The organism is Streptomyces viridochromogenes, from assembly GCF_001270495.1.
Lineage (GTDB): Bacteria > Actinomycetota > Actinomycetes > Streptomycetales > Streptomycetaceae > Streptomyces > Streptomyces viridochromogenes_A.
In genome coordinates, this window is the sequence record NZ_LGUR01000201.1 from 1 (window position 1) to 25050 (window position 25050).

A 25050-nucleotide genomic window follows, 5' to 3' on the forward strand; every position below is an offset into this window, starting at 1 on the left:
CACGGAACTGCTCAGCGGCGGTCAGGTCAGCCGGGCGATCATGGTCTCGGTCGGGGTCACGCTCGTCGGCACGCTGTTCTCCATGGCGGTGTCGGTGCTCGCGGCCTACGGCCTGTCCCGGCCGGGGAGTCTGGGGCACCGGTTCTTCCTGATGACCATGATGGCGACCATGTTCTTCGGCGCCGGGCTCATTCCGACGTACCTGCTGGTGCAGTCGCTGGGCCTCACCGACACCTATCTGTCCCTGATCCTGCCGAGCGCGGTCAGCGTCTTCAACATCCTGGTGCTGCGGGCCTTCTTCATGGGGATCTCGCCCGAACTCACCGAGTCGGCCCGCATCGACGGGGCCGGTGACCTGCGCATCCTCCTGACCATCATCATGCCGCTGTCCCGCGCCGTGCTGGCCGTCATCTCGCTGTTCTACGCCGTCGGTTACTGGAGTGCCTGGTTCAACGCCTCCATCTACCTCACCGACCAGCAGATGATGCCGTTGCAGAACGTGCTCATCCAACTGGTCCAGAAGAACACCGAGGCACCCACCGGCCTCCAGCAAGCGGTCCGTACCGGGCAACTGTCCGCGCTGGGACTGCAGATGGCCGTCATGGTCCTCGCGCTGATCCCCGTCGCGGTCGCCTCCCCGTTCGTCCAGCGCCACTTCAAGAAGGGCATGCTCACGGGGGCGATCAAGGGCTGACGCCCTTGACCCGGCCCGCGCCGCAGAGCCCTCGGTCGTGGGTCCGCGACTTCGCTGTGGTGGCTCGCGCCCATGCGGCGGAGTCACACAGCGATACCGCTCCGCGCAGACGAGAGCGCCCCTGAGAGCGTTTCACCTCCCCTTGTTCCCGCACGCGAAGAGGTATGTCATGCACACGTTCCACCTCAGCAGAAGAGCAGTGCTCGCCGGAACAGCTGCCACCGCCGCGGTCGCCACCCTGCCGGTCCTCCAGGGACGTGCGCAGGCCGCCGACAGCGGCACCGAGACCGCCGCTCCCGCCTACCGCTGGCGCAACGCGGTCCAGGGCGGTACCGGATTCGTCACCGGCGTCCTCTTCCACCCTTCCTGCCGCGGCCTCGCCTACGCCCGCACCGACATCGGCGGCGCCTACCGCTGGGACGACCGGACCGGCCGGTGGATCCCGCTCACCGATCACCTCGGCTGGGACGACTGGAACCTGCTCGGCGTCGAGGCCGTGGCCGTCGACCCGGCCCACCCGAACCGGCTGTACCTCGCCCTCGGCGCGTACACGCAGTCGTGGGCCGGCAACGGGGCCGTGCTGCGGTCCGAGGACCGCGGTGCCACCTGGAAGCGCACCGACCTCACCGTGAAGCTGGGCGGCAACGAGGACGGGCGGGGTGCGGGGGAGCGGCTGCTCGTCGATCCGCGGGACAGCGACACGCTGTGGCTGGGCACCCGGCACGACGGGCTGCTCAAGTCGACCGACCGGGGCGCCAGTTGGCAGGCCGTGAGCTTCCCGGCCGCGCCCGGCGCCACCGGCCAGGGCGTCACGCTCCTCGTCGCCGCGGGCCGTACGGTCTACGCCGGCTGGGGCGACTCCGACGGCAGCGCCGGCAAGCCCAACCTGTACCGCACCTCCGACGGCACGACCTGGGAGGCGGTCCCCGGGCAGCCCACCGGCACCGCGGCCAAGGTGCCGATCCGCGCCGCGTACGACCGCCACACCCGCGAGCTGTACGTGACGTACGCCAACGCGCCCGGCCCCAACGGCCAGTCCGACGGCAGCGTGCACAAGCTGCGCAGCACCAACGGCAAGTGGACCGAGGTCACCCCGGTGAAGCCGGGCGGAACCGCGACGGACGGGTCCACCGACTCCTTCGGCTACGGCGGTGTCGCCGTCGACGCCCGCCGCCCCGGCACGCTCGTCGTCTCCACGAACAACCGCTGGGCCGAGATCGACACCGTCTTCCGCTCCACGAACGGCGGCCGCACCTGGACGTCCCTGAAGGACCGGGCCGTACTCGACGTCTCCGAGACCCCTTACCTCAAGTGGGGCGGGGACAAGCCCAAGTTCGGCTGGTGGATCCAGGCCCTCGCTCTCGACCCGTACGACTCGCAGCACGTCGTGTACGGCACCGGAGCGACCCTCTACGGCACCCGCGACCTCAGGCACTGGGCGCCGCAGATCCGCGGCGTGGAGGAGGCGTCCATCCGCCAGCTGGTCTCGCCGCCGACCGGCGAGGCACACCTGATCAGCGGCAACGGGGACATCGGGGTGATGTACCACGAGCGCCTCACGGCGTCGCCGTCGCGCGGCATGGCGTCGAACCCTGTCTTCGGCACCTGCACCGGCCTGTCGCTGGCCCCGGCCAAGCCGTCGTACGTGGTCCGGGCGGGCTGGGGCAACGACGGCAACGGCGCCTACTCGAACGACGGCGGCAGGATCTGGGCCCCCTTCGAGACGCAGCCCGCCATCGCCAAGGACGCGCCGGGGCCGATCGCCACCAACGCCGACGGCAGCGTGCTGCTGTGGTCCTTCGGCACGGCGAATCCCGGATACCGCTCGGCCGACAACGGCGCCACCTGGTCCGTGGTCGCCTCCTTCCCCAAGGGCGCCGCCCCGATCGCGGACCCCGTCGACCCGACCCGCTTCTACGCCTTCGACACCACGACCGGCACGGTGTTCGCCAGCACCGACAGCGGCCGGACCTTCACCGCGCGGGCCACCGGCCTGAGCACGGGCGACAGCGAGTTCCAGCTGACGGCTGCTCCGGGCCGCACCGGCGACCTGTGGCTCAGCCTCAAGGGGAACGGCCTCTACCGCTCGACCGACGCAGGCGCGACCTTCGCCAAGGTCAGCAGCTGCCACGCCGCACACACCCTGGGCTTCGGCAAGGCCGCCAGGGGTGCTTCCTACCCGGCGATCTACATGGTCGGCGCCATCGAGAGCTTCAACGCCGTCTACCGCTCCGACGACGAGGCGAAGACCTGGACGCGGATCAACGACGACCAGCACCAGTGGGGCTGGACCGGAGCCGCCATCACCGGTGACCCGCGCGTGTACGGCCGGGTCTACGTCTCCACCAACGGACGCGGAGTGCAGTACGGGGAGCCCGCCTGATACCCGACCTGGGCGAAGCTCGAACCTCCCCCAGGCGTACGGGAGTTCGGCTGGCTGGGCAGGCTCCCGGAGCTGATGCAGGCAGGCGGCATCGGCGTGGTCCTCGCCCCCCACCTCAATCGCCCCGCCCTGGATGGGCCGGCTGCACGTGTTCGGAGAGCCGGATGCCGAGAGGGGCGTCGTCACGCATCACACCCTGGTACGGCCGGGCGGCGATCAGCCCCGCTGATGGAGCAATCACTCGCAGAACAGAGGAAACTGCATGAGAAAGTCTTGGATTCTCCCCCTGATCACGCTTGTCGCCACCGCGCTCGGGGTGACAGCGGCAGGTGTGGCCCCTGCCTCCGCCGCCTCCGACACGCCTTTGCGGGTCATGCCGTTGGGCGACTCGATAACCTGGGGCGTGGGAAGCAGTACGGGCAACGGCTACCGCGCGCCGTTGTGGAACCGGCTCGCAGCGGACGGCCATCCCCTGGACTTCGTGGGCACGGTGCGGAACGGTTCGATGTCCGATCCGGACAACGAAGGCCACTCCGGGTACCGCATCGACCAGATCGCCGCGCTCGCCGACGCCTCACTGACCCGCTACCGGCCCAACGTGGTGACGCTGCACATCGGTACCAACGACCTCCAAGGAGCCTCCGAGGTCGACAGCGCCATCGCCCGGCTGAGGTCGCTGGTCAACCAGATCACCGCCGACGTCCCCGACGCCACCGTCCTCGTCGCCTCCCTGGTCGTGTCCACCAGCAGCTCGGAGGAGCGGTGGCGGGGCACGTACAACCAGGCCACCCGGCAAATCGTCAGCGACGCGCAGGCCGCGGGCAGACGCGTCGCGTTCGTCGACATGAGCAGTCTGACCACGGCCGACCTGGCCGACCCCCTGCACCCCAACGACTCGGGCTACCAGAAGATGGCCGACGCCTTCCACCGTGGTGTCCAGTCCGCGGACAGCGCCGGGTGGCTGAAGAACCCCGCTCCCGCGCCCGCCCGCGTGCAGTCCGGCATCGCCGGCAAGTGCATGGACGTCAACGGTGCCGGCACCGCCGACGGGACCGCCGTCCAGACGTGGAGCTGCGGCGACGGCGCCAACCAGTACTGGTCCGCCTACACCGACGGCACCCTGCGCTCCCTGGGTAAATGCCTCGACGCCGCCGGCGGGGCCACCGCCAACGGCACCAAGGTGCAGCTCTGGACCTGCCACGGCGGTGCCAACCAGGTCTGGCAGCCCTACAACGGCGGATACCGCAACCCCGCCTCCGGCCGCTGCCTCGATGTTCCGGGCTCCTCCACGGCCGACGGCACACAGCTCGTGCTGTGGGACTGCAACGGCGGCTCCAACCAGAAGTGGACCACTCTGACCGCCGGATGACCCCCGCTCCCGGGATCTGAGCCCTCTCCGGGCTCAGATCCCGGGAGAACACCGGTGCCGGATCCCGCTGGGGACGGCACCGGCTGCGGTCGGCTCATACATGGCAGGACAGCGAGGACAAGCATCGTACGACTGTGCGCAGAGTCGATATCGGCGCGCTTGACCAGGTAGGCGTCGACTCTCTTCCCGGCGCAGTCGGCCCGGGGACCTCGACGGTCAAGGCGGTGTTGAGCGGAAGGTCTCCGGGCCGTTCGCGACGCGGGGCCCATCCGAGTTGCTCCCCGACGGCTCGCCATGAGTGTCGTTCCGCTTCGGGCCCACCGTCCTCGCGGCCCAGGGCGGCCTACAACAACCTGGTCGAACTCTGCCTGGTCGGCGTCCACCAACTCGCCATGGACCGACTGGCGTTCGTCCTGGGTCGCCGCGTCCGTCGCGAACGACGGCGTTTCGAGGAGATGGTGGGGTTTCGGGCTGGAGACATCCAGGTCAGAAGCCGCATGGGTGCACAAGGTCCCTCGCTTCCCAAGCTGAGAGCGCGAGTTCGATTCTCGTCACCCGCTCCAACACGAACCCCCGGGTCATGGTCCCGGGGGTTGTCTATTGTCTAGACCCGGGGGGAGGGCGCGCACCACAACGGGCCATGGGGCCGCTGCTTGCGGCCTGTGGGTGTCGGAGTGCTGAGGGATGCCTGCTCGTAGGACCGGCCTACGCGGACCATCGTGTCACTGAGGGCGCGCGCGAGCGGGTCGTCAGGGTGGGTCCGGTGTGACGAAGTTCGTAGAAGCGGAAGCCGTCCGGGAGGGCGAAGGAGGTGCGCCGAAAGGGCACCCTCTCGCAGAGGAAGACCAGTGCGCCGGGCTCCTCCTCGGCGGACCAGGCGCATATCGGCACTGGCCGTCACGGTCGTGGGAGCAGGCGCACGCCTCGGGAAAGTGAGGTCGAGCACCTGTGTGCAGCGCCGGTCGGCAGGGGTCCGGCCGCATGGTGCGGCGTCGGAGAGGGGGGTGGAGGCGCTACTGGGAGAACGAGAAGTACAGGGTTCGGCCGTAGTCGCCCGTCGCCGTGGTGGGGCTGCCGCTGGGGCCGAGCGCGGACGGTGCGTCGAACTTGGTGCCGATGGCCGGGATGGCGTCGAGGAACGACAGGTCTCCCTTCGGGAAGGGCGGCGCGGTATGGCGGGGGTCGGGTCCGAACCGGGGGGTGAAGAGGCGAAGGTAGAGGTTCTCGTCCTCGGAGACCATGGTGATGCGTCCGGCGGTGGTGCGCAGGGACGCCCAGCGGACGTCCGCGTGGTAGCCCTTGAACTCCGGGTACACCCAGCCGTCGGCACCGGTCGCGGTGTCGTTGTACTGCTTCGTCCAGACGTCCGTCGCGACGCCGCGCAGCCGGTTCTTCCACACCCTGTGCGGTCCGTGGCCGAGCCATGTCACGCCGGTCACCTGCGATTCGGGATGGTCGAAGCCGACGCCGAAGAGGTCGTGCTCGCCGGTGAGGTGGTAGCGGTAGTCCAACTGCAGCCAGCCGCTGGGGTGCAGGCGCCACCGGACGTGGCGCAGGACGCCGGAGTACTCGGCCTCCACCGTGTAGCCGTTGCCGTCGGGCCCGTGCGTCAGCCGGTTGAGGTCGGCCGTTCCGGTGGTGGGCAGCGGGCCGCGAGACAGCGCGAAGTCCCTCCCTCGGTGGGTGACGCCGGCCAGCATGCCCGTCGTGGCGTCGAGCGTGACCGTGGTGTGGCGGGATGTGAGGGTGAGCCTGTTGTCCGTGAGGGTGCCGCGTACTGCGGGGCCCGGGCCCGTCCGTACCAGCCGTCGGGCCTGGTCGGCGGCGGATGTGATGGTCCAGGTCCAGCTGCGGATCTCGCGACCGTCGGCGTCCGTGACGGTGAGCGCCATGGCGTCGGCGCGTCGCCAGCCGTACGGCAGGGGCAGGCGCAGCACTCCTTGCGCGCCGGGCTCGATGTCCGGCGCGGAGGCGGTGCCCTGAGCGCGCACCGTGTGGCCGTCCCGCCGCTGCGACGGGGTGCGGAAGTCCAGGAGCCGCCAAGTGAACCGGCAGGTACGGGTGTTGGTGAAGGCGTAGTGGTTGGTGAGGCTGATCTGCCCGTCGAAGTCGTCCGGCAGGCCGGAGGTGAACCGCTCCGGCTCGGCTAGTTGTACGGGAGACCAGATGTCCTTGATCGTGTGGAAGCTGGCCTCCTTCTCGCGGAAGGGGCCGAGGATGCCGTCGGGTGCGGCGTTGCCCGCCACGTCGATGGCGCCGCCGAGGTCGTCCCGCACGATGCCCTCGTCGATCAGTGACCACAGGAAGCCGCCGGCGGAAAGCCGTTCACGGCCCATCAGCTTCCAGTAGTCGTCGAGCCCCGCGCCGGCGCCGCCGTCGTAGAGGCCGTGGAGGAACTCGGTGGGCATGAAGACGTCCCCCCGTTCCTGGAGGATGCGGCGCGTGCTGTCGTACGTCTCGTAGTGGTCGGTGTTGATGCCGCCGAAGTTCGCCCAGGGGTGGAGAACGGTGCGCCGCTGGGGGTCGTGGCGGGCGTAGTCGTCGTCGAGGGCGGTGTTCCAGCCGCCTTCGTTGCCGTTGCACCAGAACAGGATCGACGGGTGGTTGACATCGCGGGTGACCATCGAGGTGACGAGGGGCCTGCCTGCCGCTTCGTCGTAGGACTTCTGCCAGCCGGCCAGTTCGTCGAGCACGTACAGCCCGAGTTCGTCGGCGAGGTCGAGGAAGTGCGTGTCCGGCGGGTAGTGGGACATCCGGACCGCGTTCATGTTCATCTCCTGCATCAGGAGGATGTCCTTGCGGCTGATGCGCGCGCTGGTCGCCCGGCCGGACGTGGGCCAGATGGTGTGCCGGTTGGCTCCTTTGAGGAGGATCTTTACGCCGTTGACGTACACGCCGTCGCCGGGGCGCACGTCGACGGTGCGGAAGCCGAATCTCTCGTCGACGCGGTGGACGGTGCGGTCGTCGCCGGCGCGGAGCGCGACCTCGACGCGGTAGAGGTGCGGGGTCTCCGCCGTCCACTGCCGGGGGGAGTCGACGGCGGTCCTGAGTGTCACCGTCGTGTCGCCGGGAGCGACGGCCGCGGTGAACGGGGCGCCGACCGGGCGCCCGGAGAGGTCGGTGACTTGGGCGGTGAGACGGTCGGCGGAGCCGGTACCCGACAGATGGGCGTCGATCCGCAGCGTGCCGTCGGCGCGGGCGTCGACGGCGATGCGTTCGATGTGCTGGAGCGGGAACGCCTCGAGATGGACGGGGCGGTAGATGCCGCCGAAGTTCCAGTAGTCCCCGAGGCGTTCGGCCCGGTTGACGGAGTCGTCGGTGGACTCCTTGCTGACCGTCACCTCCAGGAGGTTGTCCTGGCCCGGACGCAGCTTGCCGGTCACCTCGTGACGGAACCGGTAGAAGCCGCCGCGGTGGACGGGCCCGGCCGACTCGCCGTTGATCCACGCCTCGGTCTCGGTCATCGACCCCTCGAACACGAGGAAGACGCGTCTGTCACGCCATTGGGCGGGGGGCGTGAAGGTGTGCCGGTAGCGGCCCTCCTCCTCCGGGACCAGATTCCACCCGTAGTTGTACGTGCCGTATCCGTGGAACTCCCAGTTGGACGGAACCGGGATGCTGCCCCAACTGCCGCTGCGCCGCCCGCTGGTGCACAGGAAGTCCCAGTCGACCGGGTGGTCGGCGTCCTCTCCGGACAGATACAGGCGCTCGGTGCGCGTGGAAGCGTCCGTTCCGTCGGCCATCTCGGCCTCGGCGGCCCGGGCCGAGCCCGTGGGAAGGCCTCCGGCGAGGGCCGCGCCGGCTGCGCCCAGGATCAGGACGCCACGGCGTGACAATTGCATGACATCTCCAGCCTTCAGAAACCATCGGGAGGGAACAGCGGGGACGTGCGCATAGTCGACGGGTCCGGGTCGGCACACGGTCGTCGAAGCGCTTGCGTCGGCAACGCCGCAGATCAGAGCGCATCCGCAGGAGCGATGACGACATTAGGAGTCGAATGAATCGAACACAAGATGGCAGCCGCCGGCAGGTGCCTCGGAATCGCAAAGTCGGCGTCGGCGCTGCAAGCCTTGGCGCGGCGAGCTTCGAGGGCGGCCCCGTGCCAGATCCTGCGGGAACCACGGGGTAACACCGGGACCCAGTCGACCGCACGCCAGGCACCGACGGCTCCACCGCAGGTCAGCTCCCGAGCGACCCCACATGCACATGGCAGCCGGCCCATGGATCAGGGCCGCTCCCCTGTACGACTCGTTCGACGTCGACTACTGGGTCACGCGCGTCAGTAACCGGCCGGCCCTGAGGAGTCACGCATGAGGCAGCAGGTTCTGGTCCTCTATCTCGCGACGTCGGCGCTGGACTCCCCCGTTGTCGGCTGGTCCCGCTACGACGGGACGGGCCGGACCCGTCCGACGACCGGTGACAGCGACGAGCCGCCCTATTCCACCGGGCTTGGTGCGTTGCTGGACGGGTGGCGTCTGTTCCAGGCCTCCCAACTGCTGCCCCCGCAGCCCGGTCACGAGTACGACGTCTCCTTCCTGAAGCACGAGTTCTTCTTCGAGAAGGTGGAGGACGGCCTTCGCCTTTGACGCAGGTCAACGCTTCGACAGAACTCCCTGCGTTTATCTGTCTCACCCTCGTGTAGACCGTTTCGAGAAAGAGATTGCTACAGCCCGGTTACGTTCGAAGCGCTTCGACAATATGGTGCGACGAATGAAGGGCATGTATATGACATTCAGGGTTTCGTGGCGGAGATACGGGAGTTGTACGGCGCTGCTCACCACGGCGACCGCCCTGCTGGTGGCGCTTCTGACCGGGTTGGGCGCCGCTGGTACGGCGCAGGCGGCCACCGTGGATACGAACGCGTCGTATGTGCTGGTCAACCGGGGCAGCGGCAAGGCGCTCGACGTGTCCGGTGCGAGCACCGCCGACGGGGTGGCCGTCCATCAGTGGGCCCGCCACGACGGGGCCAACCAGCGGTTCCAGTTCGTGGACTCGGGCGGCGGCTACTACCGGCTGAAGGCGCAGCACTCGGGCAAGGTGCTGGACGTCTCGAACTACTCCATGTCCGACCACGCGGACGTCGTGCAGTGGAGCGACGCCAACAGCGTCAACCAGCAGTTCCGGCTGGCCGATTCGTCGGACGGTTACGTCCGTCTGATCAACCGCAACAGCGGCAAGGCGGTGGAGGTGCAGAACGCCTCCACCGCGGACGGCGCCAAGGTCGTGCAGTACAGCGACGGGGACGGGGCCAACCAGCGGTGGCAACTGGTCCGGGTCGGCTCGACGGGAGTGCCGGCGCAGGTGCACACCGCGGGACGGGTCAAGGACTCCGGGAACACGGTGCAGTACAGCTGGCCAGGCGTGTACTTCGAGGGCCGCGTCAGCGGCACCGGCGTGGGCATCGTGCTCAACGACCCGGCTGCCGACTACGACGTCCAGATCGATGGATCCACCGTTGCCACGCTCGTCACGCCCGGCGGCACCACGCATTGGATCAACGGCCTGTCCAACAGCACGCACACCGTCCGGCTCGTCAAGCGCAACGACACCCCGTGGGACACCAGCACGTTCGGAGGCTTCGTCGCCGCGCCCGGTGGTGCCGTACTGAGCAAACCGGCCGCCCGCAGCCGTCAGATCGAGTTCATCGGGGACTCCCTCACGGTGGGCTACGGCAACCTCTCGACCTCCCGCACCTGCCCCGGGGACCAGGTCAAGCGGACCACCAACACCGACGTGAGCTACGGCGCCCTCACCGCCCGGCGACTGAACGCCGACTACCAGATCAACGGCTACTCGGGCCTCGGCATGGTGCGCAACTACAACGGAGGCTCGCCGGACGTCACGTACCGGACCTTCTACGACCGTGCCCTGCTGAACGTGTCCGGCGACGTCTGGCAGAACCCGGGCACCTGGCGTCCCCAGGTCGTCGTGGTCAACCTCGGCACCAACGACTTCTCGACCGCCATCAACCCCGGTGAGCCGTGGACGTCCGACAGCCTCGCGGCCGGTTACCGCACCGCCTACGGCGACTTCATCCAGAAGCTGCGGACGCGCTACGGGGCCGACACGACCATCGTGGCGGTGGGCGCCGGCCAGTACGCCGGACATGTCCAGCAGGTGGTGAAGGCGCGCAACGAGGCAGGCGACAACCGGGTCCGCTACTGGTTCCTCGACGACTCGGGCCTGGACTTCCTCGGCTGCGACTGGCACTACTCGGCCCGCGACGACCGACTCATCGCCGACCGGCTTACCTCGTTCCTCGACGGTCTGCCGACAGGTTGGTGACTGCACCGACCGGCCAGGAGCACCCCACCAGGAGCATCCGACTCGGATCTCAGCGCGGCCCAGTCTCAGGGAGTGTCTGCGCGCACCAGATGGTCTTGCCGTTGGTGGTGTGCCGGGTGCCCCATCCCTGGGTGAGCTGGGCGACGAGCAGCAGGCCCCGGCCGCCCTCGTCGAAGGCGCGGGCCCGGCGCAGGTGCGGAGCGGTGTTGCTGGCGTCGGAGACCTCGCAGATCAGGGAGGTGTCGCGAATCAGCCGCAGCCTGATCGGCGGCTCGCCGTATCTGATGGCGTTGGTGACCAGCTCGCTGACGACCAGTTCGGTGACGAACGACGCCTCCTCAAGGCCCCAGGCGCCCACCTGGTCGAGGGCGAACTTCCTGGCGCGCGGCACCTGCGCGTGGTCGGGCTCGACGTCCCAGTCGGCGACGTGGTGGGGATCCAGCGCGTGCGTGCGGGCGAGCAGCAGGGCTGCGTCGTCGGTGCGGCGATCGGGGAGCATGGCGTCGATCACCGTGTCGCACAGGGCCTCCAGCGAGGGGGCTGTGTGGTTCAGGACCCGCTGCAGTTCGGCGATCCCTTCATCGACGTCGCGCTCGCGGCTTTCCAGCAGTCCGTCGGTGTAGAGGGCGAGCAGGCTGCCCTCGGGCAGCTCGAGCTCGGTGGCCTCGAACGGCAGCCCACCGATGCCGAGCGGCGGTCCCGGGTGGGCGGGTACCGGGGTCCTGGTGCCGTCCGGGGAGATGATCAGCGGCAGGGGATGGCCGGCGCTCGCCAGCGTGAAGCGGCGGGAGACAGGGTCGTAGACGGTGTACAGGCAGGTGGCCCCGGACTCGCCGGTCTGCTGGAAGTCGCCGGCGGGCTGGAGGTCGCCGGCGAGATGGAGGACCAGGTCGTCCAGGTGGGTCAGCAGCTCGTCCGGCGGAAGGTCGACGTCGGCGAGGGTGCGGACCGCCGTACGCAGCCGGCCCATGCTGGCCGAGGCGTGCAGGCCGTGGCCGACGACATCGCCGACGACCAGGGCGACCCGGGCGCCGGACAGCGGAATGACGTCGAACCAGTCACCACCCACTTCGGCGCCGGTCCCGCCGGGCAGGTAGCGGGATGCCACCTCGACCGCGTCCTGGTTCGGCAGTCCCTGCGGTAGCAGGCTGCGTTGCAGGGTCAGCGCGGTCGAGCGCTCGCGCGAGTACCGGCGGGCGTTGTCGATGGCGACGGCTGCCTTGGCGGTGAGCTCTTCGGCGAGGATCAGGTCGTCGGCGGTGAAGGCCTCGGGCCGGTCGAGGCGGGAGAAGGTGACGACCCCGAGCAGCGCGCCGCGCGCCCGGAGCGGCACGGTGATCCGGCCGGTCAGCCCGTCCGCGGCAAGGGACTCGTCGATCACCGGGTTGCCCGGCGGCCAGTGGGCCGGGTCGGCGGCGAGCCCGGGTCCGAAGGCCCACTCGCCGCCCTGGCCGGGCTCAGCGGCGAGCTCGACCGTGGACCTGCCGGTGACCATGCAGCGGGCGGCGACGGAACCGGGAGCGTGACTGACCGGTGTCGTGGGCCCGGGAGCCGGGTCGGTGCCCTCCTTCGCGCTGTGCCGGGCGGCACGGCTGAGCGCGATGGTCTCGCCGGGGGCGAGCGCGGACACGGAGGGCGGCTCCTCTCCGCGCAGCACCTCGTCGAAGAGATCCACGGTGACGAGGTCGGTGAATCCCGGCACCGGGGTGCCGGCCAGTTCCTGGGCGGTGCCGATCACGTCGAGGGCGCGGCCGATGCCGCCGCTGGCCCTGTTGAGGATGAGCAGGCGTTGCCGAGCCCAGTACTCGGCGCTCATGTCGAATCCCCAGTTGGCGATCGCGCGGACCCTGCCCTCGGCATCCCGGACGGGCCAGATGCTGGTGGCCCAGGCGTTGGCGTAATCGCTGCCGCGCGGGCGGAAGACGGTGATCAGACGCGTGGGCTCGCCCGTCCTCGCCACTTGGGCGAGCGCGTCGGTGTAGGGCTTGTCGTCCCTTTCGGGAAACAGTGTGCGGTCGAATTCGGGAAGCACCTCGCGGTACTTCTTGCCGAGCACTTGCTTCTCGGAGTGCGCGATCACCCGGGCCGAGGAGGCGTTGATCCACAGGAACCGCAGCTCAGGGTCGTAGACGCCCAGAGCGAAGGGGCTCTGCTCGAAGGCCCGGTCGGCGATCACCGGGCGGCGTCCCCAGCGCTGGACGGTCACCACATGGCCCAGCGCCCGCCCATCGGGGCCGGACAGCGGGTGAGCCGTCACCATGGCCTCCACCGTGGAACCGTCCCGGTGGCGCAGGAGGATGAAGCCCGTGGGATCGGGGCCGGCGCCGTAGCCCTCGGGGAAGCCGGGTGGCGGGGGATCGACCAGCAGGTCGGTCACGGGGCGGCCGACAATGTCCTTCGCCGTCCAACCCAGCAGCAGGCCCCCCTCGCTCCAGCCGCTCATCATGCCGTCCGGGTCCACCACGGCCACGGCAGTGGGGGCATCCTGCTTGCCGGCCATCTCCACGCGCCATGCCTCCGTCCGGACAGCGGTGACCGTCAGGGCTGGTTTCCAGCGGCTGTTTCCAGCCTAGATCGGCCCCTGCTCCACGGCGCTCCGACGGGTGCGTTCGGGGGTGCCCCAGCGACGGGGACTGGATGGCCGAGGCGAGCTTCGGGCCCTCGGCATCGCGCCGGGTCTCCGGGGAGACGGCCTCGCCGACCCGTCGTACGAGATCGGCGTTCCAGTGGTGTGGGCGGCTTGCGTACTCCCAGGCCCCGACGCCTCCATGCTCGCAGGATCGCCCAGGCCGGCGCGGTTCTCGTCGCTCAGGGGCGGGTTCCTGGCCTGGGGGTTTACGGGGAGCGGCGGCTCTTCCGAGCCTGCGGATGTGTCACCGCCAGGTCCCTCAGCCTTGGCGGGGCCGCGGGCCGTTGTGGCTGCGGCCCCGTTCGGGTGTGTGGGTCAGGACGGGTCGCCGTACTGGAGGCCGCGTCCGTTGGTGCCGACGTAGACGCGGCCGTAGGTGTCGGGGTCGCCGGTGATGACGCCGGTGCCGCCGATGGCGCCCCACTGGTGGGCCTTGTCGTTGACGCGGAGCCAGGTGGCGCCCTTGTCGGTGGAGCGGAAGACTCCGGTGACGTTCTTGACGGTGCCGATCAGGTACAGGGCCTGGTAGCCGGTGCCCGGCTTGGCCTTGCCGAAGCCGAGGGCGGAGGCGGACTTCACCGTGCTGAGCGTGGTGAAGGTGCGGCCGCCGTCGGTGGAGTGCAGCAGCCCCTTGCCGCCGCCGGCGATCCACAGGTCTCCGGCGATGCTGGGGACGGCGGTGAGCTGGCCGGAGGGCAGGTTGCCGGCGCGGGCGGTGAAGGTCGCGCCGCCGTCGGTGCTGGCGTAGAGGGTGCCGCCGGACAGGGAGTAGAAGGTGCCGGCCGAGGAGCGGTCGGCGACGACCACGGCGTCGGCGCCCAGGCCGCCGACCCTCGACCAGCTCGCCCCGTTGTCGGTCGAGCGGTACGGGGTCTGACCGGCCTGGGTCCAGACGATGGTGGAGCCGTCCGCCGCGAGCGCGATGTGACCGTCCTGGGCAGCGGCCACCGGCTCTGCCTTGAAGCCGTTCCAGCTGCGGCCGCCGTCGGTGGAGTAGGCGCCGTCCTGCGCGCCGCCCCGGCCGACGCGGACCATCAGTGGGGGCTTGGACTGGGCGAAGTCGATGTCGGTGCTGTTGGTCATCATCGGGTTCTTCAGCCGCCCGGAGGGCACCTTGGTCAGGTTGTCGTGCCGGAAGCCGCCCTGGTCGCCCATGGCGGTGATGACGGTGGCGCCGCCGGGCGGGGCAATCGCGTCGATCAGCGCGGTCTCTTCCAGCCCTCGGGCGCCCATGGTCCAGTGGCTGGTGCCGCCGCTGTCCGAGGCGCCCGCGTCCTTGCTGCGCAGGATGCCGTTGCCGGTGCCGTACAGCACGTGATCGGAGTTGAAGGGATCGATGGCCAGGGCGGTCATCCAGTGCCCGGTGTGGGTGCCGACGTAAGGGGCGGCGGAGGCGCTGCGCACCGACTTGTCGGCCAGTGCCTTCCAGGTGGTGCCGCCGTCGGTGGTCCGGTAGATCTCGTCCTCGGGCCACCAGCGGCCGAGGGTGGTGACCATCACCGTGGAGGGCTTGCGCGGGTCGACGGCCAGACCGGAGAACCCGTAGGAACCCTGGGACGGGGAGACGTTCTTCCAGGCCCCGCCGGCCGGCGTGTACTTCCACACCGAACCGGCCGTCACTCCGTTGGGTCCGAGGTTGTTGGTGTATGTCAGGTACAGCGATCCGTCACCGGAGAGCACGCCGTGCTGCGGCAGCTGGCCGGTGGGCTGCCCGGAGACGGCCTGCCAGGTACTGCCGCCGTCGGTGGAGCGGTACAGGGAGGTGGACCTGTCGGCGACGCCGACGTAGATCGTCTTGCTGCCGGCCGGGCCGTACGTCACGAAGGAGATGCCCGCGCCGCTGCTCGCCCCGTCCTTGACGGGGAACGAGGAGACCTGACGCCATGTCACGCCGTGGTCGGTGCTGCGCCACAGGCCGTTCTTGCGGGTGCCCAGCAGCAGAGTGCCGCTGTCGGCCGGGTTGATCGCGAGCCGTTCGCCCGCCCCGCGGCCGTCCTCGTTGCCGCCCACCTTGAACGGCAGATCGGTGCGCTGGAAGGTGCGGCCCCGGTCGGTGGAGCGCAGGATCGCGCCGTTGCCCGCCCAGTCGTTGGTGTAGGTGCCCGCCGAGAGGTAGAGCCGCTTGGGGTCGACGGGGTCGGTGGCCACCGCATCGATGCCCAGCAGGTTCCAGTCCTTCTCGCCGATCCAGTCGGTCAGCGGGATCCACTGCTCGGCCGCGGTGTCCCAGCGGTAGGCGCCGCCCATGTCGGTACGCGCATACAGCAGACCCTTCTCCCGCGGGTTGAACACCAGCCCGGTGACATAACCGCCGCCCACCACCTGGGCGTTCTTCCACCTGTACGGTCCGGACGCGGCCGCGGTCTGCGCCCCGCCGGTCCCGGCCGCCGGGGTCTGGGCCATCTTCACCAGCTTCCACTGCTGGTTGGTGCTGCCCCGGCTCGGATACTGGATGAGCGCCGCACCCTGGGCCGTGGAGCCTCCGGAGACATCCAGGACCTGGCCGCTCCTGCGGGAGGTGAAGGTGACGGCGTCGGAACCGCTCACCTCGCTGATCTTCCACTCCTGGGAGGTGGAGGAGGTGTCGGTCTGCTGCTCTGCGGCGGCCCCCTGGGCAGTCGAACTGCCCGCTATGCCCAGCACTTTGCCGCTGTTGCGGTTCACCAGCTCGTAGTAGCCGTCCCCGGCGGGCTTCAGCCTCCACTGCTGGTTGGCGGTGTGCTGGTCGGTCCACTGCTGGATACGGGTGCCGTCGGCGGTGGAGAAGCCGTTGACGTCCAACACCTTGCCACTGCGCACGGAAACCAGCCGGTAGTAGGCAGTGCCGTCGACCGTCGCGGCCTGCGAGTCCTCCTGCGCGTACAGGAGATACGGCACGAGGACGGCGGGCACGCCGAGCAGCAGACCGGTGGCAGTCCAGCGACGGCGATGACGCCCGCGGCGCCGGTCGTGCGTGGGGTTGTTCATGGGGAGGCGTTCTCCTTGCATACTGTTCAACAGTGGAAAGCAGGATCCCGGCCCCGGAACTGGCCGGATCCGCTTCCTTGTCGTCACAGGTTCCGCACAGGTTGCCGCGAGCCGGGAACTTTTTCAGATCACCTCGTGGCGCGGTAGGCGCTGATCGGCGTCTGGGTGACGCTGTTCCGGGAGTTGGCGGTGTGCTCCTCTTGGCCCACGCCGCCTCCTTCTGATCAGCCGGCTGGAGGAAGGCTCTCGCCCCTGATCCGGTGCCGGAACCGCACCCGAGCGGCCCCGGATCAGTAGCCGTAGATCATCTTGTAGGCGACCTCCGGGAGGAACTGGCCGGCCGAGGAGCCGGCTCCCGCGCCGCAGTTGCCGTCGGACTCGCCCGGAACCTTGATCCACAGGAGCATCTCGGCGCCTCCGCCCAGCTGGCTGGGGGTGCCGATACGGCGGCCTGAAGGGTTGCACCACTGGCCGTTGGAGCCGTTGCCGTTGCGGCTGGTGTCCACGACGAACGGCTTGATGTAGCCGTACCGGGCGCCGAGTTCCCTGTTGACGGCGTTGCCGTACGCGGTGTTCTCGGCCGTGGTCAGGTAGTTGGAGACGTTGAGCGAGAAACCGTGGGCCTGCCGGAGGCCGGCTTCGTGAAGGCGCTGGGCCATAACCGCCGCGCTCGCCCAGGCCGGGTTGCCTGCGTCGAGGTAGACCCAGGTGTTGGGAGCCTGACGGTTGAACTCGGCGAGCGCTCCGGTCAGCATGCTCTCGCGTTCGTCGATCTGCGCCTGGGTCATGCAGCCGTAGTCTCCGAGGGAGTCCGGTTCGAGGACGACGACGGCCGGGCGGCCTGCGATCCCGCCCGCGAACTGGGCGATCCAGTTCGCGTAGGCGGACGGCGAGGAGGCTCCTCCCGCGGAGTGCCCGCCGCAGTAGTCGCGGTTGTAGATGTTGTAGGCGACGAGGACGGGCAGCTTGTCCCGGGCGTCCGCGGCGCCCACGTACGCGCCGGTGGCGGTGCCGATGGTGCCGCTCCAGGAGCCGAACCAGCGGGCCGTCGGTGTGTTGGCGATGGAGGCGTTGATCGCTTGTGCCCGGCCGTCACCAGGGTTGGCGGCGACCCATCGCTTCGCGCTGGAGTCGGGGTCCACGTAGAACCCGTTGGTCATGGTCGTCGGGTCGGCCGCGTGGGCGGACGGCGCGGCGGCGAGCGTCAGCGGCAGCGAGGAGAGCGCTGCCACCAGGGCGAGGAGTTTGCGGCGCATGACGGGTACCTCGGCTTTCCGGCAGGGGTGCGTCCGAAGGTTGGCGGTGAGGATGGGGAGCGCTCCCACCGGAAGCGCTCCCCATCGCACAGTCGGTCAGCAGGTCGAGTTGGTCTGGGTCAGGAGGCCGAGCCGCCACGGGAGGAGGTTGTAGTCACCGCCCGCGTTGGGGTTCATGCCCTGGTAGACGTACTGGAGCCGGCAGGCGGGAATGGTCAGTGTCTGGTCGTGGCCGGCACGGATCATCTCGCCATGACTGATGTCCCGGGTCCAGGCGCCCGAGGGGAAGGTGACGTTGTTGGCCCGAGCGAACGGGTTGCTCTCGGACGCGGCCAGGGGAGTCCAGGAGCCGGCGAGGCTGCCTGAGGTCCAGGAGCGGAAGTAGCGTCGGCCGTCCGATCCGATGGCCTCGACGAGCAGCAGGTACTGGCTACTGCCCTGCACTTTGTAGACGTTGCTCGCTTCGAACAAGGCGTATTTGGAGTCCTGGGCCGCGATGACGGTGTTGCTGAACCCGTTCGGAAACTGGCCGACGGTCGTCTGCGAGCGGTACAGGTGTCCGTTGTCGTCGGAGGAGAACAGGTAGCAGTTGGCGCTGTCGCAGATCACCCACATGTCGACCCAGTGGCCGTTGCCGATGTTCTGCTTGATGATGTCGGGCATCGACGAGTAGAAGTGGCGCGGCGCGCTCCACCCGTTCGGGTTGCTGATGTCGGGGTTGGTGGAGTACGAGGCGTTGCCGGTCTGGTACACGAGGTACCACAGGCGTTGCGGCGCGTAGTAGAAGACCTGCGGTGCGGCCCGGTATCCGCGGCCGATGGCGCTGCGGTCCAGGTAGTGGTGCGTGGCCGAGCCGGCCTGGGACCAGTCGCTGAAGTTCAGGTACACCAGGTTGTATCCGGAGGAACTGGCTACGCTCGCGAACACGTGGTACTTGCCGTTGTACTGGACGACCGTCGGGTCCTTGATCCCGGCGACGTTGTGCGTCGAGTCCGGCTTCGGCGCGATCAGCGGGCCGCTGGAGCTCCACGAGTAGCGGCTGGGCAGAGCAGCGGCGTTGATGGCACCGCGCGGGGTGGCAGACGTGCCGGCGGTGATGCTGCGGGTGGCGGCAGGCGTGCTGCGGGTAGCGGTGGGCGTACCGCCCAGCGTCGTCAGCACCGCGTTGTACGCGGGCTTCTTGTTGCCGCCCCGGTCGAACAGCAGCGGGTTCTCCGTCGCCCGCCAGGAGTCGCTGTCGCGGATCCCCCAGACTGTGATGCCGGTGCAGCGCGCGACGTTCATACAGGCCCTGACCGTGTTCGCGTACGCGGCCGGCGACGCCTGTGCTATGTCCAGTTCGGTGATCTGGACATCCACGCCGAGGGCGGCGAAGTTCGACAGCGTGGTCTGGAAACTGGCGGGCGGGCCGCCGGCGCCGAAGTGGGCCTGGAGGCCGACGCAGTCGATGGGAACGCCGCGCGCCTTGAAGTCGCGGACCAAGCGGTAGACGCCCTGGGTCTTGGCGTCGCTCCAGTTCTCGATGTTGTAGTCGTTGTAGCAGAGCTTGGCCGCCGGATCGGCCGCCCTTGCCGTGCGGAACGCCTGCTCGATGAAGCCGTTGCCCAGCACGTCCCGGAAGACCGAGCTGCGGAGCTGACCGCTGGGCCCGTCGGCGAAGGCCTCGTTGACCACGTCCCAGGAGTGGATCCGGCCCTTGTAGCGGTTCATCACGGTGGTGATGTGGTTGTTCATCACGCCGCGCAGTACATTCGCGTCCCTGATCGAGCTGACCCAGCCGGGAAGTTGGGAGTGCCAGACCAGGGTGTGGCCACGCAGGCGCTGACCGCGGGCCTGCGCACGGTTCGCGATCTGGTCGGCGGGGCCGAAGTTGAACGAGCCGCGGGACGGCTCGGTCGTGTCCCACTTCATCTCGTTCTCGGCCGTGACCGAGTTGAACTCACGGTCCAGGATGCCGGTGTACGTGCCGTCGCCGAGCCTTCCGGTGGCCACGGCGGTCCCGAAGTACCGTCCGGACTGGGCCGCCTGGGCGCCCAGGGTGGAGGCCTTCACGGCGTCGGGCGCGCCGGTCGCGGTCCCGGGGGTGGCCAGGACGGTCGCGGCCAGCAGTGTGAGGACCGAGGCTCGGCGACAGCCGAGCCGTTTCAGTGGGTTCATGGTTCTCCTCGTGGGGTGGTGGGGGGTTGCGTGGTGCGGTCGGTGGGCCACTTCAGGGCGTGGACAGCTCGAACCGCGTGACGCGGACCGCGCCGCCGAGTGCCTGCGTGGCGTGGTTGAAGAGGGCGAATCGGTAGCCCATGAAGAACCGCCAGTCGTTGCCCAGGGGAAAGGCGGGGCCGAGGCGGGTGAAGGTGGCGCCGTCCGTGCTGTAGGAGAAGGTGGCGTGGCGAGCCGTGCCGGGGCGGATGTCCGCGCTCGCGCGCAACCAGACACGGCTGCCCGACACGGCCGCGCCCGCGACCTCCGTGCCGATGCCGGTCGTGTTCCAACTGCCGTCCATGGTCAGCCCGTTGACCATCACCACCTGCGCCGCGCCGCCGTCACGGCTGATGCCGATCCAGGCGGAGGAGTCACGCAGCAGCGCCAGTCCGGCCCGGTCGCCGTCGCGCATCGCGGAGTGGTCGAGCTGGACCGTGGCGGTGGAGACGGGGCCCTGGATGCGGTGCGTCAGAGTGTTGCGGGCCCAGTAGAGGTCGTTGGTGACGGTCGCTGTGCGCAGGGTCAACCCGTTGCCGACCGACCACTTGGTGTTGTCCGGGTTGTGGTTCCACTCCCATCGCGGCTTCAGGGTCGAGCCGTCGAAGGTGTCGACGCCGGTCATGGGGGTCACCGGGCGAGGCGGAGGGGGCACGGCCGGGCTGGGATACGAGGTGCCCCATGAGCCGTCGACGAGCTGCACGACCGGCCAGCCGTCCGAGGTCCACGTCACGGGCGCCAGGGCGGGCATCCGGCCACCGGGGTAGGCGTCGACGAAGGCCATGTAGTACCAGGCGCCGTTCTGCGTCTGTACCAGCCCGCCCTGGTGCGGGACACCACCGCCGGGGATCGGTCCGCGCAGGTCGAGGAGGACCTGCCGCATCGTGTACGGGCCGAAGGGGCCGCGCGAGGACTTCAGGATGTACTGGCCGTTCGCGGGGCGGGTCAGGAAGATGTAGTACTGCCCGTTGATCTTGTAGAAGCGGGAGCCTTCGAGGGTGCCGACGCTCGACGGTGTCGTGAACACCTGCTGGGTGCGGACCTGGGTGCGGCCGTCGGGCGAGAGCTGGGCCACGCTGATGGTCGTGTTGCCGTACGCCACGTAGAGGGTGTCGTCACTGTCGACGAGCAGTCCCGCGTCGTAGTACGGCGTGCTGATCGTCGTCAGCCTGTTCCATGGCCCCTCGGCGGCGGTGGCGGTGTAGACGTACGTCCGGGCGAAGTCGATCTGGCCGAGCCAGTAGAAGGTCCGGTTGCTCGGCCGGTAGGCCAGTGACGACGCCCAGATCCCTCTGACGTAGCCACGGGCGCCGTTCAGGTCGTACTTGGCGCCGAAGTCCAGAACGGGCACCGAGTGACCGGCGACCTCCCAGTTCACCAAGTCGTACGAGCGAAGGACGGGCGCGCCCGGCGAGTAGTGCATCGTCGAGGCCGAGGCATAGAAGGTGTCACCGACGCGGATGACGTCGATGTCCGCGAAGTCCTGCCAGATCACCGGGTTCGTGTAGGCCGCCGCGGTCGCGAGGTCCGCCCTCTGGGCAGCGGCGGAAGCGATTCCGGGGACCGCGGCCGGAGGAAGCAGGGCACCGGCGGCCAGGCCGGTGGCGGCCGTCAGGGCGCGGCGACGGGACAACGCTTGATTAGGGCATGACAGATCCATGGTGGCGTTCTCCCTGTGTGGCTCGGCCGTTGCGTGGTGGCGCTACCTGGAAGTGCCTTGCTTCGCCCGCGTGGAGCGACTGCTCCTGGTTCGGTATTTCGAACGCAGATCGATTCTCCGGGCATCCAGGATGATAGGGAGCCCTTGAGCGCCGTCAATACCTCTCGCATTATTCGGTTGAAGCGTCGAAACATTCGGTGCCCGGCAGAAGGGGTCGCTGCAGGTCAATGGCACATACGAGAGGAATGCGCGTGGTGTTGACATGTTCTGAAGCACCTCTACCATCCCTGGCACTGGAAGTTTCCGAATGACATGCGAAATTTCGGACCCGATTTCGTACGCGCTCGCGTGTTCCCGGGCGACGGTCTTCCGCGCGGTCGCGGTCCTGGGCGGCGGGCAGCTCAGCGGATGCGGCGGCGGCACCCAGCCGATCGCCTACCTCGGAGTGCACGGCCTCAGGACAGCGTCCTCGGTATCTCCGGCGGACGGGCGATGCGGGACAGGTTCGTCAGGACCAACGGCTGCACCCCTCAGAACCCGCCGGAGCCGGCGCAGGGCAGCCTGACGCACCGGGTCACCACCTACTCGGGGTGCTCGGCCGGATATCCGGTCGCCTGGGCCGCGTTCGACGAAGGACACATCGCCGCTCCGCAGGACGGGGCCCCCGGGTGACAGCGGTTCCCGGACCTGGGTGCCGCAAGAGGTCTGGAAGTTCTTCACGCAGTTCCAGACCTCCAACCCACCGCCGGAGACGGCGACCTGTCGGGTCACCAGCGCCGTCAGTGCCTGGAACACGGGCCTGACGTCGACCATCGCCAACACCGGCACCACCGCGATCGACGGCTGGTCCCTTGTCTTCACCCTGCCCGACGGTCAGACCGTCACCTCCGGCTGGAACGCGGACTATTCTCCCGCCTCCGGCCGGGTGACGGCCAGGAACGCTTCACACAACGCCACCATCGCTCCCGGCGCTTCGGTCGACATCGGATTCCAGGCAGCCCACAACGGCAATTTGGCGCCCCCGAGCTCCTACACCCTCAACGGCACTGCCTGCACCGCCACGGGAAGCGCACCCAAGTGACCAGGTGGTTCGGCCGGAGACAGCGGATCCGGGAGAGTCGCCAGCTGCTCGGCCAACCCGCCCGGCGCGGCGAAGGCGCCGCTGCGGGTGCCCTGGAATCCGAACGTCCGGCGGCCGCCGGGGGAGATGCCGCTCGGCGCGCTGGATATGCGGGCGAGTTGCACGGGAGTGCCGCGATGGGGCCCGCTTCACCTGCCCTGGTTGCCGGGGACGGGCAACCAGGGTGAGGGCGGGGCGGTCGGTCAGGAGGCGGGTGTGACACGAGTGCCGGTGGCCGAGTCTCCGGACTCCTTGACGTGATACATGAGCTTTTCGCCGCTGTAGAAGTGGAAGGTCAGTGTCACCAGTTCGCCGTCGCGCAGCGCGTCCAGGAATTCGGGGGTCAGGACGATCGTGTCGTTCGGGTAGTCAGGCTTGAAGGACTTGTTGAACTCCTGGTACGGAGTCCAGTCGGTCTGGCCGGCGTTGCTGCCGTCGCCGTACCTGGCCTCCATGGTTGCCGCCCCGTCACCCCTGTACTGGGTGGGGATGGGTCGAGCGCCCAGTCGACGACCTCCTTGACGCGGCTCATGTACGCGGCGTCGACGGCTTAGGGGGCGGTGGCGGACTGGTGGTCGGACCAGGTCACCGGGATCCGGACGCTGCGGATACCCTCCCCGCGGATGGTGGTGAACAGGTCCCGGGTGACCTTCGGGTTGCCCCAGTTCTCCTCGTGGGGAATGGCGTCCAGGGTGTTGCCCAGGTTCCAGCTGGGCTGCATCGCGGCGACGGCGTCCATGGCGCGGGCCGGAACTCTGACGGTGGACCGTGTCGGCTCCGCCGCGTGGTCGGTCGCGGCGGTCGAGGTGCCGCCGGCCAGTCCCAGCATGACGGCGAGGACCGGGAACAGGGGGGCCAGGCGGCTGGTGCCGCGGCTGCGGTGGTGCGCGGGTTGCCGTAGGTCCCGCATGTGTGGGCCCTTTCGGTTGGTCGTGCCCTTCGGTCGGTTCAGCCTTCGAGGGGCTCGTAGTCGAACCAGTCGAAGTGGACGGTGCCTGCAGCCGCGTACATGCCGATGACGCGGCCGGTGAAGCCGCCGGCGACCTCGGTCGACAGGTAACGGCCGTCGAGGGCCGCGAGTTCGGTGAACGTGCCGTCGGGTTGCTCGATGCCGAGGGAGACGATGTCGGGTCCGGTGCGCGGTCCGTGCGGAGGCGGTGGGTCCGAGATGGTGAGGGCGAGGACCAGTGGCCCTGCGGGTACGGCTTGTTGGGCCACGACCGTGCGCAGGGAGCCGACGCGCGCGATCACCCGTACCTCCGTCCCGGACGCCTCGATCGCGTAGTGGTGCCGCTCGTCGAGTCGGACGGCGAGGCCGCCGCGACCCGCTGCCGGGTCGATCAGGGTGCGGGCCCGGCAGGTGAGGTGCTGCTGGCGGCGGCCGGTGAAGACGACGTCGGGCTCGTCCAGGGAGGCACCCCGGGCGTGGAGCGTCAGCCATCCGGGGCGCTGTTTGGTGGTGCACAGCTCGGCGGGGCGGTCCCGCACGGAGATCCAGGCCGGCCCGAGTTCGCTGAGCTCGAAGTCGTCGCGCCCTTCCTCGACGGGGACGGGGGAGAGCGGCCACGGGAGCGTGGAGAGGTCCGTGCCGACCTCGCCGACGACGGGCCAGTCGTCCTCCCAGGTCACGGGTGCCAGGAAGGTCTCGCGGCCGAGCACGTGCCAGCCGGGGGTGCCGCCGCGCGGCCGTACGCCGAGGAAGACCATCCACCACGAGCCGTCGGGGCCCTGGACCAGGTCGGCGTGGCCGGTGTTCTGGATGGGGTGGTCGGTGCCGCGGTGGGTGAGAACGGGGTTGGCCGGGCACGGCTCGAAGGGGCCGGTCGGCGCTGGGCCGCGGGCGATGGACACGCCGTGGCCGCGTTCGGTGCCGCCCTCGGCGATGAGCAGGTACCAGTAGTCGCCGATCCGGTAGAGGTGCGGTGCCTCCGGGGCCTTGGCGCCGGGGCCGCCGGACCAGAGCCCCTGCGGTGTGCCGTACGTCTGCCCGGTGGACGGGTCGAGGCGGACCTGTGCGACCCCGGCGACGGTGCACCAGCAGGTGCCGTCCTTGTCCCAGGCCAGGTCGGGATCGATGCCCGGTACGCCCGGCGCCCGGATCGGATCCGACCATGGTCCGGCCGGGTCGGTGGCGGTGACGATCAGGTTGCCGCCGCCCTCGCTGCAGTTGGTGACGATCAGCCAGAAGCGGCCGTCGTGGTGGCGCAGGGTGGGGGCGTAGATGCCGCCCGAGGACGGCATGGAGGCCGGCAGACGCAACTGCTCCGGCCGGTCCAGGGCGTTGCCGATCTGCCGCCAGTGCACGAGGTCGCGGCTGTGGAAGAGGGGTACGCCGGGGAAGTACTCGAAGCTGGAGCAGGCGAGGTAGTAGTCGTCCCTGACCCGGCAGATGCTCGGATCGGGGTGGAACCCGGGGAGCACGGGGTTGGTGGCGCGGGCGGGCTGGTTCTGGGCGGGCACCCTTGGTCGTCCTTTCGTCGGGTGGGCAGCG

General features: G+C 69.6%; 14 protein-coding genes and 1 pseudogene. 6 read left to right on the top strand and 9 right to left on the bottom strand.

The features are described from left to right. The 3 genes from ADK36_RS22960 to ADK36_RS22970 all read left to right on the top strand — a co-directional run. On the top strand, positions 1-694 hold a 694-nt coding region (locus ADK36_RS22960; protein WP_048584617.1), incomplete at its 5' end, for a carbohydrate ABC transporter permease. 169 nt (positions 695-863) lie between these two features. Next, the gene (locus tag ADK36_RS22965) at positions 864-3077 is read left to right on the top strand and encodes a WD40/YVTN/BNR-like repeat-containing protein (RefSeq protein WP_053198796.1); all 2214 of its coding nucleotides are present in this window, start codon (positions 864-866) and stop codon (positions 3075-3077) included. A 262-nt stretch (positions 3078-3339) separates the two neighbouring features. Next, positions 3340-4446 carry an SGNH/GDSL hydrolase family protein gene (locus ADK36_RS22970; protein WP_053198798.1) on the top strand — a complete coding sequence of 369 codons (1107 nt, stop codon included), beginning with the start codon at positions 3340-3342 and terminating at the stop codon, positions 4444-4446. Between the two features lie 1013 nt (positions 4447-5459). On the opposite strand, the gene ADK36_RS22975 is transcribed toward ADK36_RS22970, so the two are convergent. Next, positions 5460-8288, bottom strand: coding sequence for a glycoside hydrolase family 2 (locus ADK36_RS22975; protein ID WP_053198800.1), 2829 nt, complete (start codon positions 8286-8288; stop codon positions 5460-5462). A gap of 468 nt (positions 8289-8756) precedes the next feature. Here ADK36_RS22975 and ADK36_RS22980 point away from each other — a divergent pair, with 468 nt between their 5' ends. After that, positions 8757-9032 carry a hypothetical protein gene (locus ADK36_RS22980; protein WP_048584614.1) on the top strand — a complete coding sequence of 92 codons (276 nt, stop codon included), beginning with the start codon at positions 8757-8759 and terminating at the stop codon, positions 9030-9032. A gap of 139 nt (positions 9033-9171) precedes the next feature. Next, positions 9172-10731: an RICIN domain-containing protein gene (locus tag ADK36_RS22985; RefSeq protein ID WP_107086903.1), complete on the top strand. Its 1560-nt coding sequence runs from the start codon at positions 9172-9174 to the stop codon at positions 10729-10731. Positions 10732-10780: 49 nt separating this feature from the next. Here ADK36_RS22985 and ADK36_RS22990 read toward each other — a convergent pair whose 3' ends face one another. From ADK36_RS22990 to ADK36_RS23010, 5 genes are all read right to left on the bottom strand, one after another. Further along, positions 10781-13231, bottom strand: a complete 2451-nt coding sequence (locus ADK36_RS22990; protein WP_053198899.1) for a SpoIIE family protein phosphatase — start codon at positions 13229-13231, stop codon at positions 10781-10783. 444 nt (positions 13232-13675) lie between these two features. Further along, positions 13676-16327: an RICIN domain-containing protein gene (locus ADK36_RS22995; protein WP_053198802.1), complete on the bottom strand. Its 2652-nt coding sequence runs from the start codon at positions 16325-16327 to the stop codon at positions 13676-13678. Positions 16328-16617: 290 nt separating this feature from the next. Continuing rightward, positions 16618-17583: a glycoside hydrolase family 6 protein gene (locus tag ADK36_RS23000; protein WP_053198804.1), complete on the bottom strand. Its 966-nt coding sequence runs from the start codon at positions 17581-17583 to the stop codon at positions 16618-16620. Positions 17584-17679: 96 nt separating this feature from the next. Next, on the bottom strand, positions 17680-19740 hold the full coding sequence (locus ADK36_RS23005; protein WP_053198806.1) for a non-reducing end alpha-L-arabinofuranosidase family hydrolase: 2061 nt from the start codon (positions 19738-19740) through the stop codon (positions 17680-17682). Between the two features lie 52 nt (positions 19741-19792). Then, positions 19793-21439 carry a glycoside hydrolase family 43 protein gene (locus ADK36_RS23010; protein WP_053198808.1) on the bottom strand — a complete coding sequence of 549 codons (1647 nt, stop codon included), beginning with the start codon at positions 21437-21439 and terminating at the stop codon, positions 19793-19795. 331 nt (positions 21440-21770) lie between these two features. Here ADK36_RS23010 and ADK36_RS23015 point away from each other — a divergent pair. After that, positions 21771-22520, top strand: a pseudogene (locus ADK36_RS23015) (cellulose binding domain-containing protein); the annotation flags it as partial. Between the two features lie 242 nt (positions 22521-22762). Here the strand turns inward: ADK36_RS23015 and ADK36_RS50305 are convergent. The 3 genes from ADK36_RS50305 to ADK36_RS23030 all read right to left on the bottom strand — a co-directional run bounded on the left by ADK36_RS50305 (position 22763) and on the right by ADK36_RS23030 (position 25019). Further along, on the bottom strand, positions 22763-23014 hold the full coding sequence (locus ADK36_RS50305) for a hypothetical protein (protein WP_053198810.1): 252 nt from the start codon (positions 23012-23014) through the stop codon (positions 22763-22765). Positions 23015-23109: 95 nt separating this feature from the next. After that, positions 23110-23469 carry a hypothetical protein gene (locus ADK36_RS50310; protein WP_048584610.1) on the bottom strand — a complete coding sequence of 120 codons (360 nt, stop codon included), beginning with the start codon at positions 23467-23469 and terminating at the stop codon, positions 23110-23112. Positions 23470-23507: 38 nt separating this feature from the next. Next, positions 23508-25019: a glycoside hydrolase family 43 protein gene (locus ADK36_RS23030; protein ID WP_053198812.1), complete on the bottom strand. Its 1512-nt coding sequence runs from the start codon at positions 25017-25019 to the stop codon at positions 23508-23510. Between the last annotated feature and the right edge of the window lie 31 nt (positions 25020-25050).

Excerpts from the sequence above, each read along its gene's own strand:
- ADK36_RS22965 (WP_053198796.1), top strand. The coding sequence starts at position 864 with ATGCACACGTTCCACCTCAGCAGAAGAGCAGTGCTCGCCGGAACAGCT.
- ADK36_RS22970 (WP_053198798.1), top strand. The coding sequence starts at position 3,340 with ATGAGAAAGTCTTGGATTCTCCCCCTGATCACGCTTGTCGCCACCGCG.
- ADK36_RS22975 (WP_053198800.1), bottom strand. The coding sequence starts at position 8,288 with ATGCAATTGTCACGCCGTGGCGTCCTGATCCTGGGCGCAGCCGGCGCG.
- ADK36_RS22980 (WP_048584614.1), top strand. The coding sequence starts at position 8,757 with ATGAGGCAGCAGGTTCTGGTCCTCTATCTCGCGACGTCGGCGCTGGAC.
- ADK36_RS22985 (WP_107086903.1), top strand. The coding sequence starts at position 9,172 with ATGACATTCAGGGTTTCGTGGCGGAGATACGGGAGTTGTACGGCGCTG.
- ADK36_RS22990 (WP_053198899.1), bottom strand. The coding sequence starts at position 13,231 with ATGGCCGGCAAGCAGGATGCCCCCACTGCCGTGGCCGTGGTGGACCCG.
- ADK36_RS22995 (WP_053198802.1), bottom strand. The coding sequence starts at position 16,327 with ATGAACAACCCCACGCACGACCGGCGCCGCGGGCGTCATCGCCGTCGC.
- ADK36_RS23000 (WP_053198804.1), bottom strand. The coding sequence starts at position 17,583 with ATGCGCCGCAAACTCCTCGCCCTGGTGGCAGCGCTCTCCTCGCTGCCG.
- ADK36_RS23005 (WP_053198806.1), bottom strand. The coding sequence starts at position 19,740 with ATGAACCCACTGAAACGGCTCGGCTGTCGCCGAGCCTCGGTCCTCACA.
- ADK36_RS23010 (WP_053198808.1), bottom strand. The coding sequence starts at position 21,439 with ATGGATCTGTCATGCCCTAATCAAGCGTTGTCCCGTCGCCGCGCCCTG.
- ADK36_RS50305 (WP_053198810.1), bottom strand. The coding sequence starts at position 23,014 with ATGGAGGCCAGGTACGGCGACGGCAGCAACGCCGGCCAGACCGACTGG.
- ADK36_RS50310 (WP_048584610.1), bottom strand. The coding sequence starts at position 23,469 with ATGCGGGACCTACGGCAACCCGCGCACCACCGCAGCCGCGGCACCAGC.